Annotated in this window: 7 protein-coding genes; all 7 read left to right on the top strand. The window is 62.5% G+C overall.

The features are described from left to right. The first annotated feature begins 33 nt into the window (after nt 1-33). The 7 genes from HPS01S_RS15750 (at nt 34) to HPS01S_RS15720 (ending at nt 11,652) form a co-directional block, all read left to right on the top strand. A complete protein-coding gene (locus tag HPS01S_RS15750; RefSeq protein WP_066158154.1) occupies nt 34-1,509 on the top strand; it encodes a mannose-1-phosphate guanylyltransferase/mannose-6-phosphate isomerase in 1,476 nt (491 codons plus the stop codon). 129 nt (nt 1,510-1,638) lie between these two features. Next, on the top strand, nt 1,639-3,579 hold the full coding sequence (locus HPS01S_RS15745) for a glycosyltransferase (protein ID WP_084397424.1): 1,941 nt from the start codon (nt 1,639-1,641) through the stop codon (nt 3,577-3,579). Next, the gene (locus HPS01S_RS15740; RefSeq protein WP_157576349.1) at nt 3,551-5,296 is read left to right on the top strand and encodes a glycosyltransferase family 4 protein; all 1,746 of its coding nucleotides are present in this window, start codon (nt 3,551-3,553) and stop codon (nt 5,294-5,296) included. Before HPS01S_RS15745 ends, HPS01S_RS15740 begins: the two co-directional genes overlap by 29 nt. Before the next feature lie 51 nt (nt 5,297-5,347). Continuing rightward, a complete protein-coding gene (gene gmd, locus HPS01S_RS15735) occupies nt 5,348-6,382 on the top strand; it encodes a GDP-mannose 4,6-dehydratase (protein WP_066158148.1) in 1,035 nt (344 codons plus the stop codon). Further along, complete coding sequence (locus HPS01S_RS15730; protein WP_066158146.1) at nt 6,382-7,266, top strand: NAD-dependent epimerase/dehydratase family protein; 885 nt, start codon at nt 6,382-6,384, stop codon at nt 7,264-7,266. Before gmd ends, HPS01S_RS15730 begins: the two co-directional genes overlap by 1 nt. A gap of 188 nt (nt 7,267-7,454) precedes the next feature. Next, nucleotides 7,455-9,464, top strand: a complete 2,010-nt coding sequence (locus tag HPS01S_RS15725) for a glycosyltransferase family 4 protein (RefSeq protein WP_066158144.1) — start codon at nt 7,455-7,457, stop codon at nt 9,462-9,464. A 10-nt stretch (nt 9,465-9,474) separates the two neighbouring features. Continuing rightward, complete coding sequence (locus HPS01S_RS15720; RefSeq protein ID WP_255284225.1) at nt 9,475-11,652, top strand: glycosyltransferase; 2,178 nt, start codon at nt 9,475-9,477, stop codon at nt 11,650-11,652.

Here is an 11,652-nt window from a genome sequence, read left to right as displayed (position 1 = left end):
CTCAACCAGGCAAACGTGTACTGCTGAACAACCATGAAACTTGTTTCCGTCGTTCTGTCCGGAGGTGCTGGTACCCGCTTGTGGCCCGCATCACGCCAAGCCTATCCGAAGCCGTTCATGAGGCTTGGAGGCCGAACCCTGCTGGAACAGGCCATCAGTCGCGGGCAGGCCTGTGGCACCGACGATCTGCTGATCGTGACGAACCAGGACCACCTGTTCCTGACCCAAGGGGTACTGGCCGCAATGATGGCGCCGCCAAAGGCCCACTATCTGCTCGAACCCAAAGGTCGCAACACGGCCCCAGCCATCGCGCTGGCCGCCCTTGCATGTCAGGCGTCCGGTGGCGATGACACCGTCATGCTGGTGCTTCCTGCCGACCATCTGATCCCGGACACGGAAACCTTTGTGGCGAACGCCATAGAGGCAACCCGACAGGCCCAGACCGGTCAACTCGTCGTGTTCGGCATCCAGCCCACCGGACCTGAAACCGGATTCGGGTACATCGAAGTACCCAAGGTGGGGCGAGAGGCTCAACCGGTGCTCAAGTTCGTCGAAAAGCCCGACGTTGAGACCGCTCAGGAGTATCTGGCCACCGGTCGTTTCTACTGGAACAGCGGCATGTTCTGCTCCACCGTGGGAACGCTGCTGTCAGCCTTGGCGCTGCACGCCCCCAACGTCCTGGCGGCAGCCCAGCAGGCAATGGCCGATTCGACCACCAAGCCGCTGCCACTGGCGGACCAGGCAGCGGCCCCTCAGGTCACGAGATTCGACGCCCACACCTTCAGCAAACAACCGGACATCAGCATTGACTACGCGGTCATGGAACGGGCCACCAACGTCGTACTGGTGCCCGCGAGGTTCGGCTGGAGCGATGTCGGCGCCTGGCCCGCGGTGGCCCAGGCCCACACACCGGACGCCAGCGGCAACACCTTGGGTGCCGCCGACAACACCGACTGGGTGGCGGTCAACACGACGGGGACCCATGTCCACATCGACAGCCACGGCCACAAGGTGATCGCCACCGTCGGGGTCAAGGACCTTGTGGTGGTGGACACGCCGGACGCGCTTCTGATCACCTCCAAGCAGGAGGCACAAAGTGTCAAGCGGGTGGTGGACTCCCTCAAGGAACGGCACATCAACAGTCCGCAGCACCAGAGCACCCTGCTGCCCCCAGAGGTGCACCGCCCCTGGGGAACCTACGCGACCCTGAAAGAAGAAGACGGCTACAAAGTCAAGCGGATCACGGTCAGGCCGGGACAGAGCCTGAGCCTTCAATACCACCATCAGCGTGCCGAGCACTGGGTGGTCGTGCGTGGCCGGGGAATTGTCCAGATTGGCGATGTCGAGTATCCGACCCGCCCCGGTGAATACCGACACATACCACTGCAGGAAATTCACAGGTTGACCAACATCGGACACGACGAGCTGGTGCTGATCGAGGTGCAGTGTGGAGACTACCTGGGCGAGGACGACATCGTGCGGCTGTCGGACACCTACGGCAGGGTCTGAGCACCATGCCTTCGTCGACGAGGATGTGCTTTTGCGCTCCCTCTTCCGCAATCTCCAATCGGATGTCAAACGAGATGGCGCAACACCCATGACATACGCGAATCCGACCAGGGCAAACGGTTGAACCTGATGAAGCGATCTGGTGTGTTGGGCCTGCTCAAGTCCAAAGTGGCCGGGCCTTTGCTGGCTGGTGCGGTGGCAGCGGGTGCATCGTTGTTGAAGCACTTTCCAGTTCTGGGAATGCGCGCAGGCACGCGGCGTCAGAGTCGTCGCACCCTGACACAAGCTCCTGCGGGCTTGCACAGGCGCACCGGCCCAATCAGCGTCGAGGCAGCGCTGGTCAATGCAGACCGGTATCAACTGGCGCTTCCGCCGGACATGGACAAACACCTGTCCACGCTGCTGTCTGCGTCTGAGCCGGAACCGCTGGAACCAGTCACCGAGCTGGACCAAATGCGGCGCAGTCCCACATCGGTGTGCTTCGTCATCACCGTCGACCGGGACGATCGCGATGCGTTGGCTCGTACCGTTCAGTCCGTTCTCAGGCAAACCGACCCTGCATGGGAAATCATGCTTTGTGGCAGCGTGTCCCTGCAGAACTGCATTGGCGATTGGCTGGATATCGACTGGCGCATCCGGCGCCTCCTGCCTGACGCAGGAACTGACGAAATTCAGAACCTGCTTCGGGCACCGGCCTTCTCCACCTGCCGGTTCGTAGGCCTTCTGGCGCAAGGCGACGTGGTGGACGACGACCTCGTCAAACACATGGGCCGGTGTCTGGCCAACGACCCGGAACTGGACCTGGTGTACACCGACGAGGCGGCGATGATGGAGGATGGAGCGGTCATCTCCCCGTTCTACAAACCCGACTGGTCTCCCGAGCACCAGCATGCTGTTCATCTGGTCGGGCGGTTTCTTGCGATCCGCAAGCCTCTGTTGCTGAATCTGGACATCCCTGGCACGGGCTCGCGGGAAGCCGACGAGTATGCGCTTGGCCTGGCGGTCACCCGCGCCGCACGGCGCATCGGCCACATCGAAGACGTCCTGTATGTGCGCTCCTGCGAGCACGAACCGCGACCGGGAGGTTTTTTCTCGTCCGAGGGACTGGAGCCGGCCCGCGCATCGCTCGAGCGCCATCTGGCTTGTGAACATCCGGGCGTGACAGTTGTCGCGCATCCTGACCCAGGCTCACTTCAGGTCAAATGGCCTATTCCAGAAGGACTTGAGGTCACACTGCTCATCCTGACGGCCATGCAGGAGCGCACAGTACCCGGCCGGGGCCGGGTGGTCCTCGCCACCAACTTCGTCCGTTCCATCCTTGAAAAATCTACCTTCAAGGGATACCGGATCATCGTTGTGGACGATGGTCATGTGCCAGATGACCTGCGCGAGCTGCTTTCAGCGCATGGGCACACCACCTGCACCTTTCCACGGGAAGGCGAGTTCTCTTTTGCCAGGAAGTCCAACTTCGCCACATCGCTGGTCCGGTCTGGCGTGGCCCTGCTGCTCAACGACGACCTGGAAGTGATCTCCGGCGACTGGATCGAGGCACTGGTCAGCCATGCCGCCCGCCCGGAGGTGGGCGTTGTGGGTGGAAAGCTGCTTTTCCCAGACGGAAGAATCCAGCATGCCGGCATCTCGACTGGTCTCAATGGCTCAGCAGGTCATGTCTTCCTGAACAGCCCTTCGGCCAGTCTCGAATACGGTGGCTACGCCTCGGTCGACCGCAACTGGGGCGCGGTCACGGGCGCTGTAATGGCCTACCGCAAGGACTTTTTCGACCGGATGGGAGGCTTTGATGAGCGGTTTCGCGTCGACTACAACGACATCGACTTCTGCCTGCGTTGTGTGGACGCAGGGTTTCGCGTGGTTTTCACTCCCCATGCCCTGCTCTATCACTTCCACAACTCCAGCTTCCAGCGCAAGCACGACCAGGGCCATGAACGCCAGGAGTTTCTGGCACGCTGGGAGCATGTCGTGAAAAGAGATCCCTATTGCGGCTTGCACCTGCGCACGATATGCGCAGAACTACCCAACGACCGTGCCCTGGAACATGCATCCTCATACTGAGTCTGCGGCTGCGAACACCGACCCGTTCGATCAGGCGACCTACCTTCGACTGCTCGATCGACTGGAGGAACATGCGCGGCAGGAGGCGGCCAGGATGGGCATCGACTGGCATGCCACGATGGTCGCCTCCCCCGAACTGCACAGCCCGCACAGGCAGGCGCTGACCTTGCTATCGCTGGGACTGTTCGATACCCGACACTATCTCGACACCCACCCTGATATTGCAGCCAGCGGTGTCGACCCCCTCCTGCACTATGTGGAGCACGGTGACCGCGAGGGCCGCTGGCCAAATCCTCATTTCGATCCGCAGACGTACCGTGCCCAATTTGACCCCGAAGGGCTGGGGTCTGCCTGTGCGCTGTACCACTACGCAATGGTAGGAGAGGACCTGCGACTTGGGTCTCCAACGGCCTTTGATCCCCAGCGGTATCTGATGTCGAACCCTGGCCTCCAGCCCTGGCTGGACCGACCCATGACGCACTTCCTGCATCTGGGCAAACCAGCGGGTCTGGTGCTCCACCACCGCATCCGCCTGTCGAGGCAGCAATCCGTGCCCATCCCGCCGAAAGCCGCCCTGGCAATCCCGGAGGGCATCAGTGTCGACCAAGGCGTCAACCTGATCGGCCCTCTGGACCGGATTTCAGGTCTGGGCACCAGTGCACGTGGTTACCTCGAAGGTCTTCGGCTTGCAGGTGTTCACCGCCTTGGAACCTGTGCGAGACCCCAGGACTTTCCCAGACAAAGCAGCATCAGTCACCCGCTGAACCTGCCGCCTTTCATCGACAAGGCAAGGATCAACATCGTCCACATGAACGCCGACACCCTGCCAACGCTCTTGGAGCAAGCCGGCGAGTCGCTGTTCAGGGATCGGTACAACATCGCGGTGTGGTATTGGGAACTGCCCACCCTCCGCCCGGAATGGCAGGTGTGGATGAAGCACTTCCACGAGTTCTGGGCGCCAACGCCCTTCATCGCGGACACACTCAGAAGAAGCACCGACAAGCGCGTCACGCTGTTGCCGCCTTACCTGACCTATCTGCAGCATCTGCAGCGGACCACCGCTCCTCGTGCACCACACCGCAATTTTGTCTACTGCTTCGACACCAACAGCGTCCTGGAACGCAAGAACCCCCGCGCCTTGCTGGAGGCATTTCAACGGGCCTGCCCTGTCAATGGCCCTCACAAGGACGTCACGCTCACCCTCAAGATCACCTACCCTGACCACAGCGCTCCGGAGGTCCAGCAGCTGTACAAGGCCTGCGAAGGTGACCGGAGGATCCGCATCATCGATCGACTGCTCACCGAAGCAGAACTCTTCGAATTGATTGGCACCGCAACAGCCTACGTGTCCCCCCATCGGTCCGAAGGCCTGGGCCTGACCGTCGTTGAAGCCATGGCTTCAGGTGTGCCAGTGATCGCACTCCCTGTCGGTGGACTAAGCTCTTTCGTCTCCTCCGATACGGCCCTACCCATCAGCTACAGGCTGATGGAGCTGGCCAGGGACCACTTCCCTTACCCCCAGGGATTCGTCTGGGCCGATCCTGACCTGGAATCTCTGACGGAGAATCTCAGGCGTGCTCTCGAACGCCCCGAAGAAGCGGCGCCTCGCAGCCAGGTCGCGAAACGCCAGGTCATGGACTACTTCTGCTCTTCACAGCTGATCGAGTTGTACCGCGCCCAAGTGAGCCGACTGTCCACACTGACGCGACAACGCTGAGCTTCCGCCGCGAGCCGCCGACCATTTCCGCAACTGCATCAGGAGAACCGAATGAAAACCGCCATCATCACCGGCATCACCGGGCAGGACGGCGCCTACCTCGCAGAGCTGCTGCTGAACAAGGGTTACGCCGTGCACGGCACCTACCGCCGCACAAGTTCCGTCAACTTCTGGCGCATCGAGGAACTGGGCATCCAGAACCACCCCAACCTGCACCTGGTCGAGTACGACCTGACCGACCTGGGCGCCAGCATCGCGCTGGTGCAAAAGGTCCAACCCGACGAGATCTACAACCTCGCTGCGCAGAGCTTCGTCGGCGTGAGCTTCGACCAGCCCACCACAACGGCCCAGATCACCGGCCTCGGAGCCGTCAACCTGCTCGAAGCGATCCGCCTCATCAACCGAAAGATCCGCTTCTACCAGGCCAGCACCTCCGAAATGTTCGGCAAGGTGCAGACGATTCCGCAGACCGAAAGCACGCCGTTCTACCCGCGCAGCCCCTACGGTGTGGCCAAGCTCTATGCGCACTGGATGACCATCAACTACCGCGAGAGCTACGACATCTTCGGCAGCAGCGGCATCCTGTTCAACCACGAAAGCCCGCTTCGCGGCCGCGAATTCGTCACCCGCAAGATCACCGATGCAGTGGCCAAGATCAAGCTCGGACAGCTTGACTGCGTGGAACTGGGCAATCTGGACGCCAAGCGCGACTGGGGCTATGCCAAAGAGTATGTCGAGGGCATGTGGCGCATGTTGCAGGCCGACCAGCCCGACACCTTCGTTCTGGCCACCAACCGCACGGAGACCGTGCGCGACTTCGTGCGCATGGCCTTCAAGGGTGCCGGGATCGACGTGGAATTCCGCGGACAGGGCGAGGGTGAAACGGCGGTGGATGCCGCGACCGGCAAGACCGTGATGCGCGTCAACCCCAGGTTCTACCGCCCAGCCGAAGTGGAGCTGCTGATCGGCGATCCTGCGCATGCGAAGGCCACGCTGGGCTGGGCTCCCACAACCACACTGGAGCAACTCTGCCAGATGATGGTGGAGGCGGATCTGCGCCGCAACCGGACCGGGATGTCGTTCTGATGCGCATTCTGCTGACAGGTGCGTCCGGATTCACGGGGCTGCATTTCGGTCAACTGGCGAAACAGCACGGACACGAGGTCGTCGACTGTCCCGTCGACCTGACCGACGCTTCTGCAGTGAAGCGCGCCATCGAATGCACCGGCCCCTGTGATGCGCTTGTGCACCTGGCCGCCATCAGCTTTGTTGGGCATGCCGACGAATCGGCCTTTTACGGGGTCAATACCGTGGGCACGACGAACCTGCTCAAGGCATTCGATGCACTGCCGGCCTCGGCTCGCCCGCGGAAGCTGCTCCTTGCGAGCAGCGCCAACGTCTACGGCAACTGCCTCCAGTCGCCCATCTCCGAAAACCAGCCAACCGCACCTGTGAACCACTACGCCGCGAGCAAGCTGGCCATGGAGCAGATGGCGCAGGCGTATGCCGAACGCCTCCCCATCGTCATCACCCGTCCCTTCAACTACACCGGCCCCGGACAAGCCACGTCATTCCTTGTCCCCAAGCTGGTTGATCATTTCGCGCGCCGCGCGCCGGTCATTGAACTGGGCAACCTTCACGTAGAGAGGGAGTTCAACGACGTGCGCATGGTCTGCGAAGCCTACCTCCGGTTGCTTGACCACGGTGAGTCGGGACAGATCTACAACGTGTGCACGGGCACTGTGTTCAGTCTGCAGCAGGTGCTGGACACGCTCAAGCACCTCACCGGTCATGACATCGCAGTCCGGGTCAACCCGGCCTTCGTCCGCGCGAGCGAGGTGCACCGCCTGTGCGGCGCTCCCGACAAGCTGATCGGGTGCATCGGCCCGTTGCCGGTCTACCCACTCACCGAGTGCCTGTCCGCCATGATCCAGGCACACGCCACCCAAGCGCGGCCTGCGCCACTCTGAAGCCTGGAGTCGGCTTACAGGCTCGCACAGGTGCGCAACCTATAATTGCGGGTTGGCCGCTGGTTGGTGTGGTCATGTCTATGCGCCCCTTACAGGATCCCCCAGTGTCTTCTCATACCGCGTGGTCAGCACGGGCTCCCTCGGACCAAACTGACCGGCACTTGAGCGTGCCTGCGGGACTCCAGGCCATGGCGGCGATCCGCCCTGACCTGCGGCATCTGGATCTCTCCCGCCTGACAGACCGCATAGCCCTCTATGCCTTTTGGGAAAGCAGGCTTCACCGCGAATACCCGGAGCTGGAATGGCGCCTGACCACAGGGGACATGACTCACCTGGGTGAATACGACGTCTCCCGGTTTCTTGCAGACGGCGGCACCGGGCTGTCCAGCGCTCTTCAGGGAAACTGGCCCACCCAGCTCGACCTGATGCCGGGATTCGAGGCATACAGCCGCCATGCAGACATTGACACAGCCGCGTTCAAAGAGGCGCTGCCGCTTCCACTGCAACTGATCTGGAACGACCGCCCGGATCTGCAGGCTTCTCATGACATCCACTCCGACGAGGGCCGCATCGGGTTCCTTCGTTGGTGGTTCCACTTCGGACACCTCGAACACTTGCGCGTCCGATGGAGTCTGGCCAGTGACCTGAATGCACTCGACTGGCATGTGCAGGGCCGTCTGCCCTGGCCACGCTTTCTGTCCCTGATCGTGGATGGACGCAGCGACCTGGACAAATCCCGCTTCGCGCCCCTCACTGAAGACAACTGGTTCAACGGTCTGGCGTGGTGGCTGCGCAGTGGTTGTGCGGAGTTTGGCGTCCCCTCCTGGTCTTTGATGTGGCTGACTGGCCTGAAGCAACACCTCCATCAGGTGGCCACCTCGTTCGATGCCTGCGCGCCCGAAAATGGCCGCTGCGCCAAGCCTCTGCCCTACGTGCCTTTCCGTGTCTTCTCGTCGCGAGCCGACCTTCGACAGGCGTTCGATCTCAGCCAGCCGACGGGGTGCGATGCCCTGCTGGCGTGGTGGGCTGCTCACGGGGTCCGCGAGTACGGCCCTCTGGAATCGTTGTTCCATGACCCGCTGGACGAGCAACCGGGAATGAACATCGTCGGGTATGCGCGCAGTGTGATCGGTATCGCAGAGGACGTTCGCATGGCAGCCCAGTCTGCCCGCCTCGCCGGTATCCCGTTCGCCGTGATCGATGCCCCGATGCCTGGCCCGCAGAAGGCGGATTTTTCCCTTGACGACCACATCGTCGAGCGACCTCAGTGGCCGGTCTCCCTGTACTGCCTGCCACCCACCGAGACCATCCGGCTGGGGATGGAGGGCGGCCGCACGCTGCTGGACTCTGGCACCTACAACATCGGTGGCTGGCACTGGGAACTGCCGGTCTGGCCAGACCACCTGGCGGGGGTGATCGACTCGGTGGACGAGCTGTGGGTGTACAGCGATTTCGTCCGGCAAGCGTTCGCAAACAGGACGGACAAACCAGTCCGCAAGATGCCCCTGGCCGTCGAACTGCCCGACAGCCCTGCGCCGAACCGCTCGTTGTTTGGCCTGCCCAACCACCGCTTTCTTTTCCTGGTCATGTTCGACGGGAACTCGTGGCTGTCCAGGAAGAACCCTCTGGCAGCGGTGCAAGCATTCAAGAAAGCCTTCCGGACCGACCAGGGAGTCGGACTGGTGATCAAGGCCATCACACTCGACAGAGGTTCGGAGGCTTGGCAGGCCATCGAGCAGGAAATCGGTGGCGACCCGCGAGTGTCCGTGATTGACCGGACCATGCAGCGTGTCGAACTCGTGCAGCTTATGTCGTCCTGCAACGCCTACGTGTCCCTGCACCGATCTGAAGGCTTCGGCCGCATCATTGCCGAATCGATGCTCCTGGGAATACCCACGGTCACCACGGCGTTCTCGGGCAACGCCGACTTCTGCACCCCGGAGACCAGCTACCTGGTTCAGGGGCCGCTGGTGGCGCTCACCTCCAAGGACTACATCTTTCACCAAGGGCAGTACTGGTGCGATCCGGACGTCACCCAGGCCGCCGAGCAGATGCAGCGGCTGGTCGAGCACAGGCAGGAGGCAGCTCGCCTGGTGCAGAAGGCACAGGACAATATCCGCCAGCACTACTCCTCGCGCGCGGTGGCAGAGGCCTACCGCCTTCGATTGCGCGAGCTGCGCCAAGCCCATCTGATCTGAAGAAACCACAATGTCCGAACACGACACGTCCACCATGACCGAGTCTTCCAAACTGCTGTCGCTGGAAGACGAGTGCACCAGGCTTGCCGAAGAACTCAAGGACCGCGAGCAGCAGCTGGTGGACCTGCTGCAGGATTACACCGACCGCAACCTGCAGTTGGTGTCCGCACAGCACCAAGTCATGACGCTGACCCAACGCGTGCTGGCGCACGAAGAAGCAGCCAAGGTGCACGCAGACCACATCGACAACCTCTACCAGTCCACCAGCTGGCGAGTCACCGCTCCTCTGAGGCGCCTGAGTGTCATGGCACAGGACGTGAAGTACTCGGTTCGAGTGTTCCAGGAAGCGCTGGCAGCGGGCAAAGGAATGGGCCTGGCTTTCAGGCAGGCACTGCACGCGCACGCAGCCGATGCCACTGTGGTGGCAGCAGAAGTGGCGGACCACGCGCCCAAGACAATGGACGTCCGCGACTACAAGGAGTGGGTGCGGCGCTACGACACCCTGGACTCCGCGACGGTGGAGCAACTCAGGCAGGAGGCGGCCTCGATGACCGAAAGCCCGCTCGTGTCGGTCGTCATGCCGACCTACAACGCCAACCTCGACTGGCTGGGACAGGCCATCAGATCCGTCAGGGAGCAGCTGTATCCGCGCTGGGAGCTGTGCATCGCCGACGATGCGTCGACCGACCCCGAGGTCCGCCCCTTCCTGGAACAGTGGGTGGCCAAAGACCCACGCATCAAGGTCACCTTCCGCGACACCAACGGGCACATCTCGGCGGCCACCAACAGCGCACTGGCCCTGGCCTCCGGCGACTGGATCACCTTTCTGGACCACGACGATGTGCTGCCAGCGCACGCCCTGCTGTACATGGTCAAGGCCATCGACCGCCATCCCGACGCGCGGATGCTGTATTCGGACGAAGACAAGCTCGACGAGAACGGCAAGCGGTACGACCCTTACTTCAAGACCGACTGGAACCCGGACCTGTTCTATTCGCACAACCTGGTCACCCACCTGGCGTTCTACCGCGGCGACCTCATGCGCGAGGTGGGCGGCCTGCGGGACGCCTACGCAGGCGCTCAGGACTACGACCTTGTCCTGCGGGTGATCGAGAAGGTGAAGGCCGAGCAGATCGTCCATGTGCCGTTCATCCTCTACCACTGGCGCGCCCATGCCGGCAGCACCGCCACGGCCGACCTGAACATCAAGCCCTACGCCATGCTCGCCGGCGAACGCGCGCTCAACGACCATTACAAGCGGATGGGCATCAACGCCCGGGCGCAGTTCATCGGCCACGGGTACCGCGCGCGCCACCGGCTGCCCAAACCGGCGCCCAAGGTCAGCATCATCATCCCGACCCGCAACGCGGTGGACCTCGTCAGGACCTGCGTGGAGAGCATCCGGGAAAAGTCCACCTACAAGAACTACGAAATCCTGCTGATGGACAACGGCTCGGACGACCCCGAGGCGCTGGCGTACTTTGCCGAACAGGCCCAAACGCCCAACTTCCGGGTCATCCGCGACGATTCTCCGTTCAGCTACTCGGCCATCAACAACCTGGGCGCCTCACAGGCCACCGGGGACGTGCTGTGCTTCCTCAACAACGACATTGAGGTGATCTCGCACGACTGGCTGGAGGAACTGGTGAGCCAGGCCTGCCGTCCGGGCATCGGCGCCGTGGGTGCCAAGCTGCTGTATCCGAATACCACCATCCAGCACGCCGGTGTCGTGCTGGGCATCGGCGGCTGGGCCGGGCATGCCCACAAGGGTTTCTCCCTGTACGCGCACGGCTACGTCGGCCGTGCATCGCTGGCAAGCAACTTCAGCGCCGTCACCGGCGCCTGCATGGCGGTGCAGAAACAGCACTTCGACCAGGTCGGCGGGTTCGACGAGGTCAACCTCAAGGTCGCCTGCAACGACGTGGACCTCTGCCTGCGGTTCGCCGAAATGGGCCTGCGCAACCTGTTCACGCCGCACGCCCTGCTTTTCCACCACGAGTCGGCCACCCGGGGCTACGAAGACACCCCGGAGAAGAAAGCCCGATTCCAGAAGGAAGTGGACTACATGTGGAAGCGCTGGCCCGTCATGATGGCCCGCGACCCGGCCTACAGCCCTTATCTCTCGCTGGATCACGAGGACTTCGGTCTCGCCTGGCCTCCCCGCGTTCGCCACGGCGAGCCGGTCTGA

The sequence above is a fragment of the Hydrogenophaga pseudoflava NBRC 102511 genome, from assembly GCF_001592285.1.
GTDB lineage: Bacteria > Pseudomonadota > Gammaproteobacteria > Burkholderiales > Burkholderiaceae_C > Hydrogenophaga > Hydrogenophaga pseudoflava.
Note: the sequence above shows the minus strand (reverse complement) of the source record. Positions and strands in the feature narration are given on the sequence as shown.

Excerpts from the sequence above, each read along its gene's own strand:
- HPS01S_RS15750 (WP_066158154.1), top strand. The coding sequence starts at position 34 with ATGAAACTTGTTTCCGTCGTTCTGTCCGGAGGTGCTGGTACCCGCTTG.
- HPS01S_RS15745 (WP_084397424.1), top strand. The coding sequence starts at position 1,639 with ATGAAGCGATCTGGTGTGTTGGGCCTGCTCAAGTCCAAAGTGGCCGGG.
- gmd (WP_066158148.1), top strand. The coding sequence starts at position 5,348 with ATGAAAACCGCCATCATCACCGGCATCACCGGGCAGGACGGCGCCTAC.
- HPS01S_RS15730 (WP_066158146.1), top strand. The coding sequence starts at position 6,382 with ATGCGCATTCTGCTGACAGGTGCGTCCGGATTCACGGGGCTGCATTTC.
- HPS01S_RS15725 (WP_066158144.1), top strand. The coding sequence starts at position 7,455 with ATGGCGGCGATCCGCCCTGACCTGCGGCATCTGGATCTCTCCCGCCTG.
- HPS01S_RS15720 (WP_255284225.1), top strand. The coding sequence starts at position 9,475 with ATGTCCGAACACGACACGTCCACCATGACCGAGTCTTCCAAACTGCTG.